Source organism: Streptomyces sp. NPDC043996, assembly GCF_056435225.1.
Window position 1 is genome coordinate 116928 of sequence record NZ_JBWKEY010000014.1, and the last position, 24367, is coordinate 141294.

Sequence of the window (24367 nt, forward strand, 5' to 3'; positions counted from 1 at the left end):
GTGTAAATTCGGTGTCCTGTCCGCTGGTCCAGACCGCTTGAACTGGGGCGACCATACGTTCGAAGATTCAGCGTCCGTCCGCTGCAACCGCGACGGGTGCGTGCGCGTCTTCGCCGTCGCCCTCCAGTGGGTGGCCTGAAGTGCTGCGAAAACAAATGGGGCATAGGGGAAGAGCTGGTACGCATGGGGGCTTTTGATGCATCGTCGGGAGTGGGGCCCGTGAGGCGCGCCGCGCACGCGATGCCGAACGCGTACAACCCTGATGGGGGGACACGTGTCCAACAGGCGTGGCAGAGGTACTCGAATTCACCGCGAGCGGCGCGGCGGCACTGCGACCGTCCCGTCGTCCTCGCGTGCCCGGCGGCATGCCGGTGATCGCCCCCATGCCCGCGACGCGGCCCGCCCGCATTCCGACGCAGCGCGAGGGCGATGAGTTGGCCGCCACCGCCGCGGGCACCACCGTCGACCACCTCACCGAGACCTACCGCGCCCACTACCGGTCGCTCCTCGGTCTCGCGGCCCTGCTCCTGGACGACACCGCCTCCTGCGAGGACGTCGTGCAGGAGGCGTTCATACGGGTCCACTCCGCGCGCAAGCGCGTGCGCGACCCCGAGAAGACGCTCGCGTATCTGCGCCAGACCGTCGTGAACCTCTCCCGGTCCGCCCTGCGCCGGCGCATCCTCGGTCTGAAGCTCCTGACCAAGCCGATGCCCGACATGGCGAGCGCCGAGGAGGGCGCGTACGACCAGCTGGAGCGCGACGAGCTGATCAAGGCCATGCGCGGCCTCCAGCGCCGCCAGCGCGAGGTCCTCGTCCTGCGCTACTTCGCCGACATGACCGAGGCCCAGGTCGCCGAGACGCTCGGCATATCCCTCGGCTCGGTCAAGGCCTACGGCTCGCGCGGCATCGCCGCCCTGCGGGTCGCCATGGAGGCCCCGGCATGAGCGGCACGGACGACAGGGGCCACGAGCGCGCAGAGCACGAAGAGCGCGCAGAGCACAACGGGCACAACGAGCACGACGAGCACGACGAGCACGACGAGCACGACGCTGGGAACGACACGGTGAAGCACGGGCCGGACGGAGCCGACCGCGACGACCGCGACGGCCGAGACGATCGCGACCGCCACGACGACCGGGTCCCGGTGAACGGGCTGAGCGGGGTGCCCGCGCCGGGCCGTTCGCGCGGGCTCGGACTCCTCTCCGCCGTCGGGGACGCGCCGTCGGGCGAGCCGGGCGGTGACGGGCCCGGGGGCCTCGCCGACGACGAGCTGGCGCTGCGGCGGCTGCTGCGGCAGGCCGTCGAGGAGATCGAACCGGGCGACGCCGCCCTGGAGAAGCTGCGGCACGCCGTGCCCGCGCGCCGGGCCCGCAAGCGCCAGGCCCTCGTCGGCGCCGCCGCTGTCGTCCTCTTCGCGGCCACGGCCGTCCCCGCGCTCGTGCACGTCACGCGCTCCTCCGGCGACTCGGACGCGCGCCCCTCCATCGTCGGCGCGGGCAGCAACCAGCAGAGCCAGGGCGGCTCCACCGAGGGCAAGGGCGAGAGCAAGCCCCACAAGGGCGGCAAGGACGAGAAGGACAAGAAGAGCGACAAGAAGGACAAGGGCAAGAAGGACGAGAAGGACAAGGGCGGCAAGGGCAAGGACAAGAGGGGCGAGAGCGGCGCCACCGGCGGCGCCGAGCCCGGCTCCGAGGACACCGACGCGGCCAGCTCGCCCGCCTGCGACGCCTCCCAGCTCGACGCCGCGGGCTCCGTCGGGCCCAACGAGGCCGGGGGCAGGGTCTACGGCACCTTCCGCGTCTCCAACGTCTCCGGCAGCAGCTGCACCGTGGACAGCGCGGGCGCCGTCGCCGCCACCGCCCAGGGCGCGGCCAGCCCCTCGGAGGTCAACGTCGTCGACCACACCGCGGGCGACGGCTCGGGGCTGCCCGACCCGGCCCTGGAGACCAGCTCGCTCGTCCTGCAGCCCGGCGCCGCCTACGAGGTGCGCTTCGCCTGGGTGCCCTCCGCGGAGTGTCCCGCCGACGGCGGCGAGCCCACGCCGAACCCGTCCCCGTCCGAAGGCGGCGGCGGCGCGGGCGGCACTGGATCGGAGGGCGCCACCGGCGAGACGGGCGGCGTGACCACCCAGCTGCTCCAGGAGGACGGCACCCAGGACGGCAGCGTCGCGGTGTCCCTCACGCCCGAGCCCGGCGCCCCGTCGGCGGGCGCGACGGTCTCCAACGCGTGCTCGGGGACGGTGTACCGGACCGGGGTGCTCCCGGCGCAGTAGGAGCGGCCCCCGCCGGGGCGGGAGCGCTCAGGCGGCGGGCAGCGTCGGCGTCGGCTCGTCGTCCGGGACCAGGCCGAGCTCCGTGTCGCGGGCGGCCTCCCGCTCGCGCCGGAACAGCCGGAACCACATGAACACCACGAACCCGGCGAACACGAACCACTCGCCGGTGTACCCCAGGTTCTGGAACGCCTTCAGGTCCAGGCCCGAGTTCTCCGGCGCGGTCGCCGGAACCGGCTTCAGGCCGTCGGTGCCCCGCTCCAGCGTGATCCACGCGTCGTACACGTCGTCCGGTACGAGGTTCACCAGGGACGCCGCGCTGATCATGCCGACCTGCCCGGTGGGAAGGCCGCCCGTGGCCGTCACGCCGTCCGAACTGGGGCTCTCCGAGGACTGGAGCGCCCCGACCACCGTGACCTCGCCCTTCGGCGGGGCGGGCGCCCGCTTCGCGTCGGCCTTGCCCGGCAGCCAGCCGCGTACGACCGGCAGCGACCTGCCGCCCTCGACGTCCAGCATCGTCAGGACGTAGTACCCGCGCTTGTCGTTCAGCTCCCGGTCGGGGACCAGGAGCTGCTTGCCGTAGCGCCCGGTCACCGAGGTCCGCTCGCCCGAGGTGTCCCGGTCGACGGGCAGCAGCGAGGCCAGCGGCCGCGCCTTGCCCTCGGTGCTCACCGTCTGCTGCTTCTTGGCGTCCTCGTGGTCCTGTACGCGGTCCTCGAAGCGGCTGAGCTGCCAGGAGCCCATGAAGAGGCACACGGGGACGGCGAGCGCGACGAAGACGTTGATCCCCCACCAGCGGGGGGTGAGGAGGAACCGGTACACGCCCTCCACCGTACGGTGCGCCTCCGGCGGCCCTTCCCCCACCCCGCCCCTTCCCGAAACCGGGGCTCCGCCCCGGACCCCGTATCGGCCTTCGGCCTCGTCCTCAAACGCCGGACGGGCTAGAACTTGCCAGTTTCAGCCCGTCCGGCGTTTGAGGACGAGGCGCGAAGCGCCAATGCAGTTGGGCGGGGGAACGGGGGCAGCCGCACCCGGAGCGGGAAGGGGCGGGCCTGGGGCGCCCCGCGAGGGTCAGGCGAGGTGGCGCCGCGCGAAGTCCAGTTCCAGGGACACCTGCTTGATCCGCTCGTCCACGACGAGCGACCCGTGCCCGGCGTCGTACCGATACACCTCGTGCACCGCCCCCCGCGCCGCGAGCCGGTCCACGTAGTTCTCCACCTGCCGAATGGGGCAGCGGGGGTCGTTGACCCCGGCGGAGACGTACACCGGCGCCTTCACCGCGTCCACGTACGTCAGCGGCGACGAGGCCGCGAAGCGCTCGGGCACCTCCTCGGGCGTGCCCCCGAAGAGCGTGCGGTCCATCGCCTTCAGGGCCTCCATCTCGTCGTGGTACGCCGTCACGTAGTCCGCGACGGGCACCGCGGCGAGGCCGAGCGCCCAGGCGTCGGGCTGGGTGCCGAGGCCGAGCAGGGTGAGATAGCCGCCCCAGGAGCCGCCGGAGAGGATCAGGCGGTCGGGGTCGGCGAGACCGGAGGAGACGGCCCACTCGCGCACCGCCGCGATGTCCTCGAGCTCGATGAGGCCGACGCGGTGCTTGAGGGCGTCGGTCCACTCGCGGCCGTACCCCGTGGAGCCGCGGTAGTTGACCCGCACCACCGCGTACCCGTGGTCGACCCAGGCGGCGGGGCCCGCGGCGAAGGCGTCGCTGTCGTGCCAGGTGGGGCCGCCGTGGACCTCGAAGATCGTGGGGAGCGGGCCGGTGGCCCCCGCGGGCTTCTGCACCAGGGCGTGGATGCGGCCGCCCGGACCCTCGACCCAGGCGTCCGTCACGGGCACCGAGCGGGGCGCCTTCATGCCGGGCGGGTCCAGGACGACGGCGCCGGAGGTGGAGCGCAGGACGGGCGGCTCGGCGGCCGACGACCACATGTACTCCACGGTGCCGTCCGGGCGGGCGGTGGCGCCCGAGACGGAGCCCTTGGGGGTCTCGACGCGGGTCAGCTCGCGCGTCGCGAGGTCGTACCGCCACAGGTCGCCGCGGGCCTCGAAGCCGTGCGCGACGAGCAGGGCCGAGCCGTCGGGATACCACTCCGCCGACACGTCGCCCGGCAGGTCGAGGGCCAGGTCCGTCTCCTCGCCCGTGGCCACGTCCCACACCATCGGCTCCCAGCGGCCGCGGCGCTGGTGGCCCACGAGCAGCCGGGTGTCCCCGTCGACCGGGGCGAAGCCGAGGACCTCCAGGCCCAGGTCGACCTCGCCGCCCTTGGTGTCGTCCAGATCGGCGACCACCGAGCCATCCAGGCGCAGGACGCGCAGCGCGGAGTGCATCGCGTCGCCGTGCTCCGTGTGCTCGATGGCGATCAGGGTGGCGTCGTGCGAGAGGTCGCCGACGCCCGCGGACTCGCGGTGGCGGTAGATCTCGACGGGCTCGGCTCCGGCGCGGGCCACGTGGACCGTCGATCCTTCCTCGTCGGTGGAGCGGCCGACCACGACCGTGCGGCCGTCCCTGCCGAGGGCGAGGCCCGCCGGATAGGAGGGGGCGAGGCCGGGCACGGCGGGCTCGTCCGCGCCGCCGGTGAAGGGCTGGCGCAGCCACACGCCGAACTCGTCCCCGTCCTTGTCGTTGAACCACCAGATCCACTGGCCGTCCGGGGAGACCGTGCCGTCCGTCGTGCCGTTCGCCCGGTCGGTGACCTGGCGCTGGTCACCGGTGGTGCGGTCCCAGGCGTACAGCTCGTACGTCCCCGTCGCGTTCGACACGAAGAGGGAGCGGTCCGGGGCGTCCTCGGCCCAGTCCGGCAGGGAGACGCGCGGCGCGCGGAAGCGCTTCTCCCAGTCGGGCAGGGCCGCGGCGCCTCCCGCGTCGCTTCCGTTGCCTGCGTTCTCCTGCGTACCCGTCTCACTCATGACCCCATAGTGCCGAACGACACCGGTTCCGCGCTGCCGAGGGTCCCCAGCCTGTGGATAACTCTCCGGCCGGACGGGCTCTAGGCCCCGCCGGGGTGCAGCCACGCCTCCCGCGGCGGCGTCGCGAACTCGCCGAGCTTCGTGCACGACCAGGCCCGCAGCACCTCGTGCGCGGACCCGTCGCCGGGCTCCGCGAGCGTGCTGAGGACGACGTCCGTCCGGTGCCGGGACAGCAGCAGCTCCCGCATGCGCGTGGCCGTGCCCCGGCGCCGCCGCTCCGGAAGCACCATGAGTTCCACGAGCAGGAACAGGCGCCCGGAGGCCGCGGGCCCCGCCGCCGCGGGCGGCAGGACGTCCCGCAGCGCCGCGAAGTGCGGGGTGTCCGGCGCGGCGCGGTACCCGTACAGACAGCCGACGAGCCCGGTGGCCGACGCGGCGGCCACCATGTCGAAGTCCCGCTCCTGTACGTGCCGTTCGAAGCGCTCCAGGAAGCCCTGGCGATCCTGGTCGTGGCAGGCCGCGTACACCGTCGCCACGTCCTCGCGCTGCTGTTCCGCCTGCCACCGCGTCAGCCGCCGCAAGAACACCTCAGCCATGCACGCCTCCCGCCCCCGTACGCCCGAGGTGAGCATGGTGACACCCCAGGGCCGCGGCACGGAACACGCTGTCGCGCAGCACCCCCGATATCGCCGCTCCGCGGGCTCTTTCCCCCACCCACCCGCCCCTCCATCGCGCTTGCGCGCTCGTCCTCAAACGCCGGACGGGCTAAAACTCTCGCCGCAAGCGGCAGGTTTCAGCCCGTCCGGCGTTTGAGGACGAGGCGCGGAGCGCCGATTGGCTTTGAGCGGGGGAACGGGGGCAGCAGCACCCGGTTCGGGAAGGGGCGGGTCTGGGGCGCTCCGCGTGAAGGACCTCCACGCACCGCCATGAACCGGCTACGGTGAGCGTCGGTACGCGGGGCGGAGACGTGCACGTCTGCTCGGGTGGAGGAGCCGATGGGCCAGCAAAGCGCGGACGGCGGGCAGTTGCCGCGCCTCCGCCTCGACGACCTGCTCGAAGAGCTCGCGGCACGCATCGGCACGGTCCGCGGCACCCGCGACCGGCTGCACAGCCTCCTGGAGGCCGTCCTGTCGGTCGGCAGGGAGCTGGACCTCGCCCAGGTCCTGAGACGCATCGTCGAGACGGCCGTGGCCCTGGTGGACGCCGAGTACGGCGCGCTCGGGGTGATCGGCGAGGGCCGCATGCTGGACGAGTTCCTGCCGGTGGGCATGAGCGACGAGCTGCGCGCCGAGATCGGCGACCTGCCCTCGGGGCACGGGCTGCTCGGCGAACTGATCCGCAACCCCCAGCCGCTGCGCCTCGGCGACCTCTCCGAGCACCCGGCGTCCTCGGGCTTCCCCTCGCACCACCCGCCGATGCGGACCTTCCTCGGGGTGCCGATCCGCGTACGCGACAAGGTCTTCGGGAACATCTACCTGACGGAGAAGCACGGCGGCGCCGAGTTCGACGCCGAGGACGAGTCGGTCCTGTCCACGCTCGCCGTCGCCGCGGGCGTGGCCGTGGAGAACGCCCGCCTGTACGAGGAGGCGCGGCTGCGCGAGCGCTGGCTCCAGGCGAGCGCGGAGGTCACCAGCGCGCTGCTGTCCGGCACGTCCCAGGCCCGGGTCCTGGAGCTGATGGCGGAGCGGGCCAGGGAGTTGACGTCGGCGGAGCTCGGCATGATCGAACTGGTGCAGGGCGACGGCGAGTTGCGCGTGGACATCGCCATCGGCGAGCGCGCGGGCGCCCACCAGGGGGCGACCCTGCCGCGCCAGGGCACCCTCGCGGGCGCCGCCCTGGACGCGCAGAAGCTGGTGGTGGCCACCGATGTGCGCAAGGACCCGCGCGTGACGTACAAGGTGGACCGGTGGGAGGGCCTCGGCGCGGCCGTCGCCGTCCCGATGAGCACCCGTGACGGCGTGCGCGGCGTCCTGCTGCTCGCCCGCAGCGCGGGCCGCCCCGGCTTCTCGGAGACGGAGACCACCCCGCTGACGGGCTTCGCCGGGCAGGCCGCGCTGGCCCTCGAACTCGCCGACCGGCGGCGCGACGCCGAGCAGATGAGCCTCCTGGAGGACCGCGACCGCATCGCCCGCGACCTGCACGACCTGGCGATCCAGCGCCTGTTCGCGACCGGCATGACGCTGCAGAGCGTGCAGCGCTTCGTCGAGCACCCCGGCGCCGCCGAGCGGCTGCACCGCGCGGTCGACGACCTGGACGCCACCATCAAGATCATCCGCTCGACCATCTTCGGCCTGCGCGACCACGAGGCGCCGGGCGGCGCGGCGGGCCTTCGCGTGCGCGTGGTGCGGGCGGTGGAGGACGCCGCGGGGGCGCTCGGCTTCACGCCCGCCCTGCGCATGGAGGGCCTCGTCGACACGGACGTGCCGCGCGCGGTCGCCGACGACGTGATCGCCGTCCTGAACGAGGGCCTGGCCAACGTCGCCCGGCACGCACGGGCGCACCGCGCGGAGGCCGCCCTGATCGTCCGCGACGGCGTCCTGGAACTCGCGGTCGTCGACGACGGCGTGGGCATCGCCCGCCCCGGCGAGCCGCTCCCCGCCCCTCTGGACGGCGGCCACGGCGCGGGCCTGCGCAACCTCGCCGAACGGGCCGCCCGCCTCGGCGGCGAGCTGACGGTACGGGCCGGGGACCGGGCGGGCACCCGCCTGGAGTGGCGGGTTCCCCTTCCGGGCACGCCGGGGTAGCCAGCGCGCGGGGCGCACCCCGCCGGGAAGGCCGAGCGCCCCGACCGGTCAGGCGCGCCGAAGCGCCATGGCGCCGCCGCGAACTGCCACATGCTCCCGCAAGCCCCATGCGCCCTCGGCGGTGCCGCGCCCGAAGGACGGATGGCTGCCGCCCGGAGGGGTACGGCGAACGGCGGGCCCCCGGCCTGCCAGGCACCTCCGAGCACCGCTTAGCCGCCCGCCGCCGCAGGCCCCGAGCGCCTCCGAAGGCCCCCCGCCCCCGCATCCCCACCCCTGGACCGCCCCCCGGCGCCCCCACCCCTAGAGCGCCCCCGGCCGCGCCCCCTCGTCCGTCCCCGGGCGCTTGACCTGGGCCGCGAGCACCGCGGCCTGGACGCGGCGTTCCACGCCCAGTTTGGCCAGCATGCGGGAGATGTGGTTCTTGACGGTCTTCTCGGAGAGGTAGAGCTTCCGGCCGATCTGGCGGTTCGTCAGGCCCTCGCCGATGAGGGCGAGGATGGCCTGCTCCCGGTCGTTGAGCACGGCGAGCCGCGCGTCCCCGGGCGGCGGCTCCTCCTCCGCGCCCCGCAGCGTCCGCATCAGGCGCGCGGTCGTGGCCGGGTCGAGCAGCGACTGCCCCAAGGCCACGGTCCGTACCGCCGTCACCAGGTCCGAGCCCTTGATCTGCTTCAGGACGTAGCCGGACGCCCCCGCCATGATCGCGTCGAGGAGCGCGTCCTCGTCGTCGAACGACGTGAGCATCAGGCACGCGAGCTCGGGCATCAGCGAGCGCAGCTCCCGGCACACCGAGATGCCGTCGCCGTCCGGCAGGCGCACGTCGAGCACCGCCACGTCCGGGCGCAGCGCGGGCCCGCGCACCAGCGCCTGCGCGCCGGTCCCGGCGTCGCCGACCACCTCGATGTCGGGCTCGCTGTCCAGGAGGTCGCGCAGGCCCCTGCGGACGACCTCGTGGTCGTCCAGGAGGAAGACCCGGATGGAGGCCTTCCGGTCCGCCGGTGGACGCGCCGCCGCGGCAGGTGTGTTCATCGCTGCCCCCTCAATTCGCCGGTGGGCCCCAGGGGCCGCGGCGCCGCCGCCCGGCCGGGCGCGCCGGTCCGGCGCTCCGTTCCCCTCGGCCCTTACGAGGGTGACGGTAAGGGCTTGCACCTGCCAGGGGCCAAACGGCCCGCCCGGGTCCCCGGCCGGGGTCCAAGTGGTCCAAGAGCAGGGCCACTTGGCCCTCGCGGTACCCCTCCCCCGCAGGGCACCCTAAGTGTTGAGCAGCTCCTGACAACGGGTCCCGGTGCCGAGACGACGAGGCGGCACCGGAACCGTCCTGGTGCGGCGAGGCTGAGGACATGTCCAGCAAGCTCCGCACCCCGCCTGCGCGGCCGCAGGGGAGCGGCCGCGCAGGCGCAGACGTGCGCCCGGCGGCTGTGCGGCCGCGTGGGCGGCGCCCCATGGGGGCGCCTTGGGCCCCCGGTGTCCCGGTGCCCCCGATGCCCCCGGTGCCCATCGATCGTCGGAGAAGCCTCTGATACTTTCCCGTGACGGCAAAGTGAGGCAAACCAAATGACTTCGGACTTCTCCGGCGAACACAGCGTCATCTCCCTGATGGGCATCGTCCTGATCGCCGTGATCGCGGTCGTGTCCTTGGTGGCGTACGCCTGGGGGACCGTGCGCGGGCGCGGGCTCACCCCGAGGAGCGCGTTGCGCGGCGCCGCGGCGCTTTCGGCGGCGGGCGCGGTCGGCCTCTACGGCAAGGCGGCCACGCACCTCTTCGGCCTCGATGTGACGACGCGCGACCAGTTGTGCCGGGACGCGGTGGGCGCCGCCCGTGCGGCGCGCGTCGACGCGTACGAGCCCACGTACTTCCCGTTGCGCTTCGGGTGCCATGTCGCTGGTGACGGCACCTATACCGCGGGCGTTCCCGGCTATCTCAACCCGGTGGCGTTCTGGCTCGCCGTCGTCTCGGTGGTGCTGGCGGCTGGGGCCGGGCTTGCGTCGCCGGGCTTTCGGCGGGCGTGTGGGCGGTGGTTGGGTGCGCGTGACCGTACCTCCGCGTGAGGCGGGGGCGCCGGTGTCAACTGGGCGTGATCTGCGTCACGTTGGCTTGCTTTCTGGTGTCCAGTAAGGGCTTTCCGGGTGCGGCTGTCCCCGTTCCCCCGCTCACAGCCCGTCGGCGCTTGCGCGCCTCGTCCTCAAACGCCGGACGGGCTGAATACACGCGGCCGTGGCTGCGACAGTTTCAGCCCGTCCGGCGTTTGAGGACGAGCGCGCAGCGCGATCAACGGGCGGGCGGGTGGGGTGAATCTCGTGCTCGCGGGCTCGTCCTTACGCGCCGGAGGCGGCCGGTGCCGCTGCGGTCCACCCCGCTCGCCTCGCCGCCACACCCGCCTCCCTCTCCGCCGCGTCGGCCCGTGTCGTCAGGGTTTCGTCGCGGCCCGCGTCGTGTCCGCCCGCGGCCTCGGCGGAGGTCTGGGAGGCCCGGACGGCGGCCCGGAGGGCGGCGTCCGCGAGCGCGCCGCCGTCGTCGGCGCCGTGGGCCGCCTGGGCCGCGACGGCGGCGGCAGCGGCGGCGTTCCTCGCGCAGCGGGCGGCCGCGGCGGGGTCGGGCGCGCGGGCCTCGGCCTCGGCGATCGACCGCGCCGACAGGCGGACCGCGTTCGCGGCGCGCGCCGCGGGGCCGCTCGGTACGGCTTCCGCCTGGTCCGGCTCGATGCCCGCGCGCCGGCACGCGCCGACGGCACGCCCGTAGGCGCTCCTGGCGCGCGCGAGGTGCCGGTCCTGAAGCGCCTGTTCCGCGCCGGACCCCACCGCGTCCCGCGCGCGCGATGCCTCCGGCCGGCCACTCCTGCTGGACGCGCCCATGGCCACCTCCTTCGAGTGCCCGGCAGGGTGCCATGCCGAAGGCCAACTAGCCAGACCGAGCGGCCAGACCGGGCGGCCTTGCAGGAACCAGACCGGGCGGCCTTGCAGGAACCAGACCGGGCGGCCTTACAGGAACCAGACCGAGCGGCTTTAAAGGAAGAGGCCCCACGTCTCGTCCAGGGACCACGTCTGCCAGCTCATGCCGAACAGGGCCACGGCCGAGATCAGGGCCATCATGAGGTTCTGCCCCTGCTCGGCCCAGTCGTGGATCATGAGGACGAGGTAGATCAGGTTGAGGACGAGGCCGCAGGCCAGCGCGACCGGGGTGAGGAAGCCCCCGACCAGGCCGAGGCCGAGCGCCAGCTCCGCGTGCGCGACGACGTGGGCCATCAGCCGCGGCCGCGGCCTGACCAGCGTGTCGAAGCCCTGGCGCACGACGGGCCAGCGGTGCTTCTCGGCGACGCCCGCGGCCCATCCGATGCCGCCGCCGGAGAACCAGCTCTTCTTGTCCTTGTGCCGCCAGCTCTCCAGCCACCACAGGCCGAGGCCGATCCTCAGCACCGCGAACCACTCGGCGCCGCCGAGCCAGAGCGTCTGCATGGTGGAGCCCCTTCCGTAGGTGGAGCGAACCAAAGGACCTGACATATCTGACGGAGCGTCAGTTCAGCGGATGGGTGCGCGTCCCGCAAGGGGCACGGCTTCGCCGACCCCGCTTGCCGTCGCCGGAGCGCCCCCCTACTCTCGATCTGATGGATCGTCAGATTCGAGGCGCCCGTACCAGCGGGCGGCGGGCAGGGGGCTGCGGCCATGAGCGGCAATGAGTCCGGTACCAGCGACATTCCCAGGGTCATCAGCGTGGACGACCACGTGATCGAGCCCGCGCACCTCTTCGCCACCTGGCTCCCCGGCAAGTACCGCGACAAGGGCCCCCAGCCCTTCACCGCCGGGATCGGAGAGCTGGAGTACGTCGGCGGGAAGTACCGCTTCACCACCGACCCGGGCGGCCAGATCACGGACTGGTGGCGGTACGAGGGCGAGGTCTTCCCGTACAAGCGGATCATCGCCGCCGTCGGCTTCTCGCGGGACGAGATGACGCTGGACGGGATCACGCGCGAGCAGATGCGGCGCGGCTGCTGGGACCCGAAGGCGCGGCTCGCGGACATGGACCTCAACCACGTCGAGGCGTCGCTGTGCTTCCCGACGTTCCCGAGGTTCTGCGGGCAGACGTTCGCCGAGGCGCGGGACAAGGAGGTCGCCCTGGCCTGCGTCCGCGCGTACAACGACTGGATGGTGGAGGAGTGGTGCGGGGACAGCGGCGGGCGCCTCATCCCGCTGTGCCTGATCCCGCTGTGGGACGTGGAGCTCGCCGTCGCGGAGATCCGGCGCAACGCCGCGCGCGGGGTGCGGGCGGTGACGTTCTCCGAGATCCCGACCCATCTGGGGTTGCCGTCGATCCACTGCGGGTACTGGGACCCGTTCTTCGCCGCCTGCGAGGAGACGGGCACGGTGGTGAACATGCACATCGGGAGCAGCTCCCAGATGCCCGCCGCCTCGCCGGACGCGCCGCCCGCCGTGCAGGCCGCGCTGTCCTTCAACAACGCGATGGCCTCCATGATGGACTTCCTGTTCTCGGGAGTCCTGGTGCGGTTCCCGAGGCTGAAACTCGCCTACAGCGAGGGGCAGATGGGCTGGATTCCGTACGCCCTGGAGCGGGCGGACGACGTGTGGGAGGAGCACCGCGCGTGGGGCGGGGTGCGCGATCTGATCCCCGAGCCCCCGTCGACGTACTACTACCGGCAGATCTTCTGCTGCTTCTTCCGCGACCGGCACGGCATCGAGGCCATCGAGACCGTCGGCGTCGACAACGCCACCTTCGAGACCGACTACCCGCACGTCGACTCGACCTGGCCGCACACCAAGCGGGTCGCCGCCGAGCACGTCGGCGGGCTCCCCGATGACGTGGCGTACAAGCTCCTTCGCGGCAACGCGATTCGTATGCTGGACCTGCCGTTCGATCGGGATCGGACGGCCGCGGCCACCGCCTGAGCGGTGCGCGCCCTGCCCGGCGCCGAGGTTCGCGCGGTCCCGTGGGAGAGGCGAGAGCGATGAGTGGCGGCGGCGCGGTGTCGGAGGTCCTGGCGACGCTCGGCAGGCGGTACGTGCGGGACGCCCCCGGGACCTTCGGCAAGGCCGCGCTCGCCGCGCGCTGTCTGAACCCGTGGCTGCGCGAGCACCCGCGGCGGCGGGTGACCGAGGCCCGGTTCGGGGCCAGGTTCGCCGTCGACACCCAGGACTTGATCCAGCGGTACGTGTATCTGTACGGGGCCTGGGAGCCGCATCTGATGGCGTGGCTGGCCAGCCGCCTGCGGCCCGGGGACGTCCTGGTCGACGTGGGCGCGAACGTCGGGTTCCTGAGCGTCTACGGCTCCCGTCTCGTCGGGGCGGCGGGCCGGGTGGTGGCGGTCGAGGCGTCCCCCGTGTTCCACCGGCGGGTGCTCCAGCACGCCGAGCTCAACGGGTGCGCCAACATCCGCGCGGTCAACGCCGCGGTCTCCGACCGCTCCAGGACGCTCACCTTCGTCCTCGCGAGCTCGCGGAACATGGGCGCGAACAGCGTCGTGCCGTGGGACGGGCCCGCGGAGTCCACCTTCGAGGCCGAGGCGCGCCCGCTGCCCGAGCTCCTGGAGCCGGACGAGATCGCACGGGCCCGGGTGATCAAGATCGATGTGGAGGGCGCGGAGGGCGGGGTCGTGCGCGGGCTCGCCCCGATGCTCGGCGAGCTCCGCCCCGACGCGGAGATCGCGGTGGAGGTGACTCCGGACCGCATGGCGCAACTGGGCGACTCCGTCGAGGAGTTGCTGGAGACGATGCGCGCGCACGGCTTCCACACCTACCGCCTGGCCAACGACTACGCCCCGGAGAGCTACCCGGGCGCCCTGCGCCGTCCCCGGCCTCCGGTGCGCTGGCGCGGCCCGGTCACGGCCGAGAGCGACCTGATCTTCTCGCGGGTGGACGCCGAGACGCTGGTGTGACGCCGCCCCCGCCGATGGCGCCGGATCAGGGTTGACCCTGCCCCTGCGTCAGGGTTGGAGCCTGGCCGCATGACGAACGACAGCACATCCCCGGCCAGGCCCGCGCCGCCGGTCGGAGGGTTCCAGGAGATCGAAGGACGCCGCCTGTTCGTGCGGCGCGCGGGCGGCGGCGGCCCCGCCGTGGTGTTCCTGCCGGGCGCCAGCGCGGTCGGCCTCGACTACTACGGCGTCCAGGAGGAGGTCGCGCGGTTCACCACCGCCGTCGTGTACGACCGCGGCGGCACCACGCGGCGGAGCCGCACATGTGCACAGCCCCGCGCCCCTTCGGAGCGCCGCCGAACCGCAACGGACTTCACCAGGTCTGCTGAGACTCGACTCGACGCGACGACGACGAACGCGGTACGGCCGTCGTACGACGAGCGGAGGAGGACGGTGCTCACGATCGGGCAGCTCGCGGCGACCGCCGTGGTGACCGTGCGCACCGTACGCCACTACCACCACGTGGGCCTGCTGCCCGAGCCCGAGCGCGACGCCTCCGGCTACCGTCGCTACAGCGCGCAGGCGGCGGTGGACCTCATCCGCATCCGGACCCTCGCCGCGTCGTCGAGGCGCTCGCCCACCGCGCGGAGCGGTGCCGCGCCGGTCAGCAGGAGCGGTCCGGGTAGCGCCACTGGACGTGCGCGAGCGCCCGGGCCCGCGACTCCACGACCGCCATGCGCGCCGCGCGCTCCACGGCGTCGGTGTGCGGGGCCTGGCCCGTGGCCTGGCCCTCCCACTTGCGGTAGAGCAGCCCGACCTCGGCCGAGAACCAGCCCCGGGCCACGGAGCTGAGGGCGAGCAGCAGCCCGGTGTCCTCCGAGGCGGGCAGCGCCATCCAGCCCCCCAGGGCGAGCAGCAGGTCACGGCGTACGAACAGCGTCGCGGGGTGGACGGGGGGCCGGAAGCCGTCCGCCTTCCAGCGGTCAAGGACCGTCCCGCGCTCGATCGGCCCGTGCTCGGGGTCGCCGGGGAACGCGGCCGTGGAGCCGTCAGGAAGGAGGTCAAGGACGCGTGACGTGGCCCAGGCGAGGGTGCCGTCGGCTTCGAGGGCGGCCAAGTCGCGGGCGAGCGCGCCCGGCGGGAGCTGGTCGTCGGCGTCCAGGACCTTCGCGTAGTCGCCGTCGACGCGGGCGAGCGCCATCGTGCGGGCCACGCCGGGGCCCCCGGCCCTGCCCTGCGCGAAGGTCACCCGGTCGTCGTCCGGCACGAAGCGGGCGACCTCGTCGCCGCGCCCGTCCTCCTGGATGAGCCAGTGCCACTCCCAGCCCTCGGGGAGCTCCTGCGCGCGGATCGAGTCGTACGCGTCCGGTAAGAAGCGGGCCGACGGCGCGTGCACGGCGGTGACGATGATGATGCGCCGGTTCACGGGCACACACCACCTTTCAGACGGGGGTGGGAACGCGTCGAATCCACGATGCAGAAGTGCCGGAGAAGAAGCGAGGCAAGGACCGCGGAAGCGCCGGGCATAGGGGTTACCAGGGGTTCCCCAGGGGTTCCGCGAGGGGTCCATGCAGGCTGAATCGATCCATTGCCTTCATTCGGCCCTCCGGTCGTACGCATCGGAATGCGCGTTGCGGAGAATGCAATCACGGGGGCTGCCGAGCGGTGGGATCGCGGCGGGATCATGGAAGGGCCCGATCGCTGGCGACGGGGGATGCACCAGCGATCGGGCTACGCCTCACCGTACCAAGCCCGCGTGGGCGGCGGGAGTGAACCGCCCGTCCGGGATGGTGAGTTGTGATCGGGATCACGCGCGGTGATCCGTAAGTGCCGCGAGAACTAGCGAGAACTAGCGGGAACTAGCAAGAACGGCTACGCGTCGCACGGCGGCGCGTAGGAGAGCCGGGGCAGATATTCGTGCCATTTCTCTTCGGTCAGGACGCCCCGCGTTGTCGAGCAAATACGGCGAATCGCCTCGCCGGTGTCCAGGTTCCACAGCCGGACGGTATCGGTGCCGCTGGAAACCCCGAGCATGTGGCTTTGTGGACTGAACGACAAAAAGTCGCCCGTCTTGGCGTTGGGGCTCAGGGATTGCCCGATGGGCGCGGCTTCGGCGGGGCGGGCGACGGCCCAGAGGCGGACCGTGTTGTCGTGGCTGCCGCTCGCCAGGGTGCGCCCGTCCTCGCTGAACGTCAGCTCCCTGACGGCGTCGGTGTGCCCGGTCAGAGAGGCGTCGAGACGCGGCGTTTCGAGGGGGTCGGAGACGTTCCACAGGCGGATCGTGCCGTCGTCGCTGCCGCTGGCCAGGGTGTTGCCGTCCGGGCTGTACGCGAGCATGTTGACGGGCCCCAGGTGCCCCTGGAGGGGCTTGCCGCGGCGGGTGGTGTGCCGCGGCTCGGTCACGTTCCACAGCCGGACCGTGCCGTCCGCGCTGGCGCTGGCCAGGGAGAGGCCGTCCGTGCTGAAGGCGAGGGCGTTGACGTAGCCCTTGTGGCCGGTGAGGGGAGCGCCGAGCGGACGTACGCGCGCGGGGTCCCGTACGTCCCACAGCTGAATAGAACGATCGTTATAGGGAGTTGCCAGGGTGTGCCCGTCCGCGGTGAAGGCCAGGGACGCCGCGAACCGCGTCCGCAGCGCGACGGGCGGCCCGTGGGGGACGGGGCGGGACGGGTCGGAGACGTCCCACAGCCGCATCGAGCGGGTTCCCGTGATGACCGCGAGCGTGCGGCCGTCGGGGGAGAACACCATCGCGCGTACGTCTCCCTCGCCGGGCCGGAACGGTTCGCCGAGGGAGACGGGCTGGTGGGGCCGCTCCACGTCCCACAGCCGGATCCGCTCGTCGCGCGCGGCCGTGGCCAGCACCTTCCCGTCCGGGCGGAAGGCTCCGGTACGGCCGATCATGTCCGCCGTCGGTATCGACCACAGGCGGACCTTGTAGTCGCCGCTCCCGGTGGCGAGGGTGTGGCCGTCGGGGCTGAAGCCGAGGGCGTACATCTCCCCGCGCCCGCCCGCGAGCTCCACGCCGACCTGGGATGGGTGCGCGGGGTCGCTGACGTTCCACAGGCTCGCCGTGGTGTCCGCGCTGCCCGCCGCCAGCATCGTGCCCGCGGGGTTGAAGGCCACCGACCACACGGGGCCGGTGTGGCCGGTCAGCGGGGTGCCGAGGGCCCGCGCGCGGCGCGGGTCTGAGACCTGCCACAGCCGGATGGTGTTGTCGACGCCGCCGCTGGCGAGCGTCCGGCCGTCGGGGCTGAAGGCCACCGAGTGCACCGTGCCCTTGTGGCCGGTCAGCACCTTGCCGACCGGTTCCGGGTGGCGCGGCCGCGCCGTGTTCCACAGCCGGACCGTGCCGTCGTCGCCCCCGGCCGCCAGGGTGCGTCCGTCGGTGCCGAACGCCACCGAGCGCACGGCGGCTGTGTGGCCGGGCAGGGCGCCGATCGCCCGCGGCCCACCACGCCCGGTCACGCTCCACAGCCGGACGCGGTGGTCGTCGTGGGCGGAGGCAAGGGTGCGCCCGTCCGGGCTGAAGGCCAGCAGGTAGATGGTGCCGCCGCGGCCGGGCACCGGTGCGCCGAGCGGGCGTGGACGGCGGGGGTCCCGCACGTCCCAGAACCGGATCGTGCCGTCGTCCGAAGCGCTGGCGAGGGTACGGCCGTCGGGGCTGAAGACCGCGGTGCTCACCCAGCTCGTATGGCCGGTGAGGGGGGAGCCGAGGCGCCGGGGGCGGGTGCGGTCCGACACGTCCCACAGCCGCACGGTCCGGTCGTAGCTGGCGGTGGCCAGGAGCTTTCCGTCCGGGCTGAAGGAGGTGAGGTAGACGGCGCCGGTGTGGCCGAGGAGCGGGGTGGCGAGGGGCGCGTTCGCGATGGAGACCAGCCGGTTCCGCGTGCCCTGGTCGGCAGGGCGCAGCCGGTGGGCCGCCAGGGCGAGTTGGGCGGACAGGGAGGGGTCGGTGTCCCGCGTGCGGTCGGCTTCGGCGGTCACCTGGGCGAACACCGCGTCGTTCCGCTCGGACACCGCGTCGTTGCGCTGCTCCCACGCGGCCACCGCCGAGACGACGGCCACCATGGCCAGGGCGACGAGCGCGGCCACCGCGGCCCGGCTGAGCCAGAGCAGGCGCCTGCGCAACCCGGCCGACGCGGCGAGGAATTCGGCCGCGCCCCGGGTCAGGAAGGTGTCCCCGGCGGACTGTGCCCAGGTGCGCGCCTGCTCCAGACGGGAGCCCCGGTAGAGCAGCGCCGTGTCGCGGCCGCACTCCTCCCAGGTGCGGCTGTCCTCCTCCAGGCGCTGGCGCAGCAGATTGTCGTTGCGGTCCTCGTCGATCCAGTCCCGCAGCCGCGGCCAGGCGTGCAGCAGCGCCTCATGGGTGATCTCCACGGTGTCCGCGTCGAGCGTCACGAGGCGGGCGCGGACCAGCGCTTCGAGCGACTCCTCCGTCTTGCCGGGGTCGGCCGACTCCTCGGCCAGCTGGCGCCGCGCGCCCCGCCGCCGGGTGGCCTGGGTGTCCTCGCCGAGCCGCACCAGGCGAAGCAGCAGCACGCGCGCGGCGGTGCGCGCCGCCGGGTCGAGCCCGGACCAGGCGCGCTCGGCGGTCGCCGCCACCGCCCCCTGGATGCCGCCCGCCGCGCGGTAGCCCGCCAGCGTCAGGCGGCCCGCCTTGCGCCGCTGCCAGGTGGCGAGCAGGGCGTGGGAGAGCAGCGGCAGCACGCCCGCGTCGTGCGTTCCGCGGGTCCCGTCCGTGCTCACCTCGCGGACGATCAGCTCCGCGAGCCCCGGTTCGAGTTCGAGGCCCACGGCCTTGGCCGGTCCCGTCACCGCGTTGCGCAGCTCCGCGGTGGTCAGCGGTCCGAGCACCATGTGCCGGTGCTGCAGCGCGTCGGCCAGCTCGGGGTGTCCGAGGCACTCCTCGTAGAAGTCGGCGCGGACGCCGAGCACGACGAGCGCGGGAGCGGGGTCACCGGAGCCAGGCGGCGCGCACGCGGCGTGCAGGACCTGGATGAACGTACGCCGGGCCGCGTCGTCGGCGCAGAGGGTGAACGTCTCCTCGAACTGGTCCACGATGACGACGGGGCGGTCGCCGCCAGCGGCCTCGCGCCCCGCCCACGCCGCGACGGCTTCGCGCACCGCGCCCGCGAACCCGGGGGCACCGGGCCCCTCCGTGCCGGAGACGACGTGCGCGAGCTCGGATATCCGGCCGGTCAGCTCCGCGAGGGGATCGCCGCCCGGCACGATCTTGAGCACGGGCCCGGCCTCGCCGTCCGCGCCGCTCAGCGCGCCGTCCCGCAGGGCGGGCACCAGACCGGCGTCGAGGAGCGAGGACTTCCCCGCCCCCGAGGCGCCCACGAGCATGACGAGGCCGCCCGTCGCCGCCGCCGCGCGCAACTGTGCGACCAGGGCCCGCGTGCTGCGCTCCCGGCCGAAGAACCACTGGGCGTCCTGCTGCCGGTACGAGGCAAGCCCCCGATAGGGGCAGACACCGGCGACGGCCGGAGCTTCGCCCGGGCGCGGCTCCTCTTCGGCCGTGGCCCCGTCGCCCACCGCGCGCTCCCACAGCCGCTGCCACTGCGCGAGGTCGTACAGGCCGGGGGACACGGGCGTGGGCCGCTCGCGCCGCGCCTCGGGGATCAGGACGTGCAGGACGGCGGTGAGGGCGGTGAACTGGGCGGGCACGTTCCGGGCCCGCCGCCAGTCGCTGATCCGCTGCGCGGACACCCGTACGGGCCGCCCGCGTTCGTCGACGCGATGCAGCCGGGCGACCGATTCGGCCACGCGCTTGAGTGGCGGGTTTCCGGCCTCCTGGTACAGCAGCGCGAGGCGCTCCGCGAAGGCTGTGCGTGCCCCTGAGTCGGAACTCAAGGCCTCCACCCCTTACTTCCGCCGCGCCTGAACATCCGGACCGGAAAACTCACTCTATACGTCTGACCTGCGATTAAGTGGTCCGGAGACGTCCGGACCCTCCTCTCGGGAAGCCGAAACTGGCAGGATCGCGGCGCAGTGGCGAACCCACGCGCGGCGTCCGGGCAGGCCATCAGCTCGGCGCCCTGAGCGGCGACCGACGGCACCGCGTGCACCTGGCTGGTTTTCGCCTGAGCCGCGCAGCACGGGCAAGGGGGCCCGTAGCACCGACGCACCACGCGCACACCGCCGGCCGACCGGCCCGCTCCTGCACCGCCCACCGCGGAGCCACACGCTCCCCACCCGCGCCGACCCGGCCCGGGGTGACTCCGCTCGCGTCGATTGGTACCGGTCCCCACGAGGGGAGGGACCGGTACCGATACGACGCCTCCACCCGCCCCCCCACGGGGCCGGGGCCCCACCCTCCATCACCACACGGGCTGGGGCCCCCACTCGCGAAACCAGAAAGACCCGGCCTCCTGAAAAGGAGACCGGGTCTTTCTGGTTACTGCACTGTCGGGGTGGCGGGATTTGAACCCACGACCTCTTCGTCCCGAACGAAGCGCGCTGCCAAGCTGCGCCACACCCCGATGTCGATGGTCCGCTCCCCGTCAGCTTTGCTGCGCAGGTCGCGGCGACATCGATTACTTTAGCGGACCGGTGGCCGGAGACGAAATCCGGTTTTCCGCGGGGTGCCGGTCAGGTCCAGGAGGTGCGCTCCGTGAGGGTCAGGAGGGTCGCTTCCGGGGGGCAGGCGAAGCGGAACGGGGTGTAGCGGTTGGCGCCGCAGCCCGCGGAGACGTGGAGGTAGGAGGTGTGGCCCCCGGCCTCGTGCGTGGAGAGGCCCTTCACGCGGTCCGTGTCCAGGTCGCAGTTGGTGACGAGGGCGCCGTAGAAGGGGACGCAGACCTGGCCGCCGTGGGTGTGGCCGGCCAGGACCAGGGGGTAGCCGTCCGCGGTGAAGGCGTCCAGGGAGCGTAGGTAGGGGGCGTGCACGACGCCCATGGAGAAGTCGGCGGCCTGGTCCGGGCCGCCCGCCACGTGCTCGTAGCGGTCCCGCTTGATGTGCGGGTCGTCCAGGCCCGTGAGCGCGATCTCATAGCCGTCGATCTTGAGGCTGCCCCGGGTGTTCGTGAGGTTCACCCAGCCCGCCGCGTCGAAGCCGTCGCGCAGGTCCTCCCACTGGATGTGGATGACGCCCACCGCGGGCGCGTTGCCGTTCAGGCCGTGGCGGCCCTGCACCTTCTCGAGCAAGTAGCGGGCGGGGTTGCGGGGTTTGGGCCCGTAGTAGTCGTTGGAGCCGAAGACGTACGCCCCGGGGAAGTCCATCAGCGGGCCGAGCGCGTCCAGGACCTCGGGGATGCCCTCGGGGTCCGACAGGTTGTCGCCCGTGTTGATGACGAAGTCGGGGCGCAGGCCCGCGAGCGAGCGCAGCCAGCGCTGCTTCTTGCGCTGGCCGGACACCATGTGGATGTCGGAGACCTGGAGCACGCGCAGCGGGCGCATCCCTGGGGGCAGGACGGGGACCGTCACCCGTCGGAGCCGGAAGAGGCGGGCCTCGATGCCCACCGAGTAGGCGATACCGGCCGCGGCCGTCGCCGTGATTCCCAGAGGTACTGCGTATCGCGCGCGCATGCCTCCATCGTGTCAGACCCCGTACTCCCCGATGACGTCCCGTCGCCCCCAGGCGGCCGCCCCGGAAATGAAGGGGCCACGGACCCGGTGCACCTGCCACAATTGCCCCATGACCACGCTCAAGTCGAAGCTTCAGGACGACCTCAACGCCGCGATCAAGGGGCGTGACGAGCTGCGCTCCTCGACGCTCCGGATGACCCTCGCCGCCGTGACCACGGAAGAGGTCGCGGGCAAGGAGAAGCGCGTGCTCTCCGACGACGAGGTGCAGAAGGTGATCACCCGCGAGGCGAAGAAGCGCCGCGAGGCCGCCGAGGCCTTCGAGAAGGGCGACCGCCCCGCGCAGGCCGAGCGCGAGAAGGCGGAGGGCGAGGTCCTCGCCGAGTATCTGCCTCAGCAGCTCTCGGACGAGGAGCTGGAGCGGATCGTCGCCGAGGCCGTCGCGGAGGCGAAGGCCGCGGGCGCGGAGGGGCCCCGGGCCATGGGCCAGGTCATGAAGATCGTGAACCCGAAGGTGGCCGGTCAGGCCGAGGGCGGCCGGGTCGCCGCCGCGGTGAAGCGGCTGCTCGCGGGCGGCTGACAGCGGTGCGCGTGTGACGCACGCGTGTGAAGGGGGTGCCCCCCGAGGCCGGTGAGTCCGGCTCGGGGGACACCCCCTTCTCGTACGTTCAGGAGTGACGTACGGCGATGGACGCCGTACGGCAATGACTGAGAGCCCTGGCCGGGCCCTGGGCCCCGGGCCCTCAGTCCCGCCCGCCGCCGCCCCAGCCGCCGCTCAGCAGGCCGCCGTCATCGCCGCCGTCGTCATCGTCATCGTCGTTCCCGCCGTTGCCGTTGCCGCCATGGGCATTCCCGCCGTTGCCGTTGCCGCCGAGCACGCCGCTGCCCCCGTTGCCACGGCCGTCGCCCGGCTTCCCGTCATCCCCGTCGCCACCACCGTCTCCGTCTCCGTCACCATCTCCATCACCGTCACGATCCCGGTCGCGGTCCCGGTCGCCGGGGACGTGGACCGTGTCGAAGCGGGGGTCGGGCTTGCCCGAGAGGGCTCCGCTCATCGCGTCGCGCCAGATCGGTCCTGGGACCTCGCCGCCGAAGACCTTGCCGTAGCCGCGGCCGCCGATGGAGATGTCGATCATCTTGCGCTCGTGGGCCGGGTCGCCGACCCAGACCGCGCCCGACATGTTCGGGGTGTAGCCCGCGAACCAGGCCGCGTACCGGTAGTCGGTCGTACCCGTCTTGCCCGCGCTGTCGCGGGAGCCGAGGCCCGCCTGCTTGCCGGTGCCGTCCTCGACGACGCCCTTCAGGAGGGTGTTGATCGTGTCGGCGGTCCGCTCCGACATCGCGCGCGAGCACTTCGACTTCGGCACCGGCAGGGACTTCCCGCCGATGGTGCGGATGGATTCGATGGCGATCGGCGTGCAGTACTCGCCGCGCGCGGCGAACGTCGCGTACGCGCTCGCCATCGTCAGCGGCGACACCTCCTGGGTGCCGAGCGCGATCGACGGCGCCTGGTCCATCGGCTTGCCGTTGGCCCGCTCGATGCCCATCTTGTCGGCCATCTCCGTGACCGGGCAGATGCCGAGGTCACCGATCATCTGCACGAAGTACGTGTTGACGGACTTCGCGGTGGCCTCGCGCAGGCGGTAGGGGCCGACCTCGGACTCGTTCTCGTTGGTGAGCTTCGCGGGCCGCCTCGGGTCGTTCCGCCACGTCTTGCCGTCACAGGCGGAGACGGACGACGGGTACGGCATCTCGTACGGCGCCGAGTAGCGCTTGCCCGGCGACATGCCGCGCTCCAGGGCGGCCGCGGCCACGATCGGCTTGAACGTCGAACCGGGCTGGTAGCCCGCGCCGCCGCCCATGCCGCCGTCCACGGACAGATTGATCTCGGTCTCGTTCTTGCCGTAGCCGAAGGGCCGGGACTGGCCCATGCCGAGGATCTTGCCGGTGCCCGGCTCGACGATGGTCGCGGCGGTCGCCACCTCGTCGGTCTGGTAGACGTGATCCTTGATCGAGGCCTGCACGGAGCGCTGCGTCTGCGGGTCCAGGGTGGTCCTGATCCGCAGGCCGCCGCGGTTCCACAGCTTGGCGCGGGCCTCCTTGGTCTTGCCGAAGGCCGGGTCGTTCTTGAACACCTTCTCGACGTATTTGCAGAAGAACCCGGCGCCCTTCACGGCGGTGATGCAGCCGTTCTTGGGGCGGCTCACGTCCAGGCCGAGCTCCGTCTTCTTGGCGCGGTCGGCCTCGGCCTGCGAGACGTTGTGGGTGTCGGCCATGCGCTGGAGGACGACGTTGCGGCGCTGCTTGGCCTCCGTCGCGTCGTTCACCGGGTCATAGCGGCTCGGGGACTGCACGATGCCCGCGAGCAGCGCCGCCTCCTGCAGCTTCAGGTCCTTGGCGCGCTTGGAGAAGTACCGCTGGGAGGCCGCCTCGACGCCGTACGCCGCCTGACCGAAGTACGTGATGTTCAGGTAGTTCTTGAGGATGCGCTTCTTGCCGAGCTCCTCCTCGACCTGAATCGCGTACTTCAGCTCGCGGATCTTGCGGCCGATGGTCTGCTGCGTGGCCTCGGCGACCTTCGCGGGGTCGTCGCCCGCCTCCTCCACGAAGACGTTCTTCACGTACTGCTGCGTGAGCGTCGACGCGCCCTGCGCGACGCCGCCGCTCTGTGCGTTCTGGTTCAGCGCGCGCAGGATGCCCTTGAGGTCGACCGCGCCGTGCTCGTAGAAGCGCGCGTCCTCGATGGCGACGATCGCCTTCTGCATGTACGGGGAGATGCGGTTCAGCGGGACCACGGTGCGGTCGCGCGAGTAGACGGTGGCGATGGCGCCGCCCGCCGAGTCCAGGATGGTGGTGCGCTGGCTCAGCGGCGGCTGCTTCAGGTTCGCCGGGATCTCGTCGAAGCCCTCGACGGAACCCTTGGCCGCGAGCCCGATCACGCCCGCCGCGGGCAGCGCGATCCCGGCGAGCACCGCGCCCGCGAGCACGCTGACGCCCAGGAACTTGGCGGCCTGCTGCACAGGGGAGAGCCCGCCACCCGATCGCTTGTTTGCCATGGGGGC

17 protein-coding genes, 1 tRNA gene and 1 pseudogene are annotated in these 24367 nt (G+C 73.0%); 8 read left to right on the forward strand and 11 right to left on the reverse strand.

The genetic code is table 11. The features are described from left to right. Nucleotides 1-287 precede the first annotated feature (287 nt). On the forward strand, nucleotides 288-944 hold the full coding sequence (locus AC07A4_RS31780) for a SigE family RNA polymerase sigma factor (RefSeq protein WP_478605307.1): 657 nt from the start codon (nucleotides 288-290) through the stop codon (nucleotides 942-944). After that, complete coding sequence (locus AC07A4_RS31785; RefSeq protein ID WP_478605310.1) at nucleotides 941-2272, forward strand: hypothetical protein; 1332 nt, start codon at nucleotides 941-943, stop codon at nucleotides 2270-2272. The genes AC07A4_RS31780 and AC07A4_RS31785 overlap by 4 nt, the downstream gene beginning before the upstream one ends. Before the next feature lie 27 nt (nucleotides 2273-2299). Here AC07A4_RS31785 and AC07A4_RS31790 read toward each other — a convergent pair whose 3' ends face one another. The 3 genes from AC07A4_RS31790 to AC07A4_RS31800 form a co-directional block, all read right to left on the reverse strand. Then, nucleotides 2300-3091, reverse strand: a complete 792-nt coding sequence (locus AC07A4_RS31790; protein ID WP_478605314.1) for an SURF1 family protein — start codon at nucleotides 3089-3091, stop codon at nucleotides 2300-2302. A gap of 249 nt (nucleotides 3092-3340) precedes the next feature. Further along, nucleotides 3341-5173 carry a S9 family peptidase gene (locus AC07A4_RS31795; protein ID WP_478605317.1) on the reverse strand — a complete coding sequence of 611 codons (1833 nt, stop codon included), beginning with the start codon at nucleotides 5171-5173 and terminating at the stop codon, nucleotides 3341-3343. 80 nt (nucleotides 5174-5253) lie between these two features. Beyond that, nucleotides 5254-5769, reverse strand: coding sequence for a hypothetical protein (locus AC07A4_RS31800; protein WP_478605320.1), 516 nt, complete (start codon nucleotides 5767-5769; stop codon nucleotides 5254-5256). A gap of 399 nt (nucleotides 5770-6168) precedes the next feature. Here AC07A4_RS31800 and AC07A4_RS31805 point away from each other — a divergent pair, with 399 nt between their 5' ends. Beyond that, entirely contained in the window at nucleotides 6169-7917 is a 1749-nt protein-coding gene (locus AC07A4_RS31805) for a sensor histidine kinase (protein WP_478605323.1), read from the forward strand. Nucleotides 7918-8217: 300 nt separating this feature from the next. Here the strand turns inward: AC07A4_RS31805 and AC07A4_RS31810 are convergent, their stop codons facing one another. Further along, nucleotides 8218-8943 (reverse strand): response regulator, encoded by a 726-nt coding sequence (locus AC07A4_RS31810; protein WP_478605326.1) that lies wholly within the window; start codon nucleotides 8941-8943, stop codon nucleotides 8218-8220. A 525-nt stretch (nucleotides 8944-9468) separates the two neighbouring features. Between AC07A4_RS31810 and AC07A4_RS31815 the strand changes: the two genes are divergently transcribed. Further along, nucleotides 9469-9963 carry a hypothetical protein gene (locus AC07A4_RS31815; protein ID WP_478605329.1) on the forward strand — a complete coding sequence of 165 codons (495 nt, stop codon included), beginning with the start codon at nucleotides 9469-9471 and terminating at the stop codon, nucleotides 9961-9963. 267 nt (nucleotides 9964-10230) lie between these two features. Here the strand turns inward: AC07A4_RS31815 and AC07A4_RS31820 are convergent, their stop codons facing one another. Both AC07A4_RS31820 and AC07A4_RS31825 read right to left on the reverse strand, forming a co-directional pair. Further along, nucleotides 10231-10767: a hypothetical protein gene (locus AC07A4_RS31820; protein WP_478605331.1), complete on the reverse strand. Its 537-nt coding sequence runs from the start codon at nucleotides 10765-10767 to the stop codon at nucleotides 10231-10233. A gap of 150 nt (nucleotides 10768-10917) precedes the next feature. After that, nucleotides 10918-11367 carry a DoxX family protein gene (locus AC07A4_RS31825; RefSeq protein ID WP_478605334.1) on the reverse strand — a complete coding sequence of 150 codons (450 nt, stop codon included), beginning with the start codon at nucleotides 11365-11367 and terminating at the stop codon, nucleotides 10918-10920. Nucleotides 11368-11574: 207 nt separating this feature from the next. Here AC07A4_RS31825 and AC07A4_RS31830 point away from each other — a divergent pair, with 207 nt between their 5' ends. The 3 genes and pseudogenes from AC07A4_RS31830 to AC07A4_RS31840 form a co-directional block, all read left to right on the forward strand. Continuing rightward, nucleotides 11575-12813: an amidohydrolase family protein gene (locus AC07A4_RS31830; protein WP_478605336.1), complete on the forward strand. Its 1239-nt coding sequence runs from the start codon at nucleotides 11575-11577 to the stop codon at nucleotides 12811-12813. 59 nt (nucleotides 12814-12872) lie between these two features. Then, complete coding sequence (locus AC07A4_RS31835) at nucleotides 12873-13799, forward strand: FkbM family methyltransferase (protein ID WP_478605339.1); 927 nt, start codon at nucleotides 12873-12875, stop codon at nucleotides 13797-13799. 432 nt (nucleotides 13800-14231) lie between these two features. Continuing rightward, nucleotides 14232-14396, forward strand: a pseudogene (locus AC07A4_RS31840) (MerR family transcriptional regulator); the annotation flags it as partial. Between the two features lie 46 nt (nucleotides 14397-14442). Here AC07A4_RS31840 and AC07A4_RS31845 read toward each other — a convergent pair. From AC07A4_RS31845 to AC07A4_RS31860, 4 genes are all read right to left on the reverse strand, one after another. Beyond that, nucleotides 14443-15204: a glycosyltransferase family 2 protein gene (locus AC07A4_RS31845; RefSeq protein ID WP_478605342.1), complete on the reverse strand. Its 762-nt coding sequence runs from the start codon at nucleotides 15202-15204 to the stop codon at nucleotides 14443-14445. A gap of 446 nt (nucleotides 15205-15650) precedes the next feature. Beyond that, nucleotides 15651-19643 (reverse strand): nSTAND1 domain-containing NTPase, encoded by a 3993-nt coding sequence (locus AC07A4_RS31850; RefSeq protein ID WP_478605345.1) that lies wholly within the window; start codon nucleotides 19641-19643, stop codon nucleotides 15651-15653. 546 nt (nucleotides 19644-20189) lie between these two features. Then, nucleotides 20190-20263 (reverse strand) — tRNA-Pro (locus AC07A4_RS31855). Nucleotides 20264-20372: 109 nt separating this feature from the next. Beyond that, nucleotides 20373-21308, reverse strand: a complete 936-nt coding sequence (locus AC07A4_RS31860) for a metallophosphoesterase (protein ID WP_478605348.1) — start codon at nucleotides 21306-21308, stop codon at nucleotides 20373-20375. 109 nt (nucleotides 21309-21417) lie between these two features. On the opposite strand from AC07A4_RS31860, the gene AC07A4_RS31865 reads away from it, so the two are divergent. Continuing rightward, complete coding sequence (locus AC07A4_RS31865; RefSeq protein ID WP_478605350.1) at nucleotides 21418-21885, forward strand: GatB/YqeY domain-containing protein; 468 nt, start codon at nucleotides 21418-21420, stop codon at nucleotides 21883-21885. A gap of 163 nt (nucleotides 21886-22048) precedes the next feature. Here the strand turns inward: AC07A4_RS31865 and AC07A4_RS31870 are convergent, their stop codons facing one another. Continuing rightward, nucleotides 22049-24361: a transglycosylase domain-containing protein gene (locus AC07A4_RS31870; RefSeq protein ID WP_478605353.1), complete on the reverse strand. Its 2313-nt coding sequence runs from the start codon at nucleotides 24359-24361 to the stop codon at nucleotides 22049-22051. Between the last annotated feature and the right edge of the window lie 6 nt (nucleotides 24362-24367).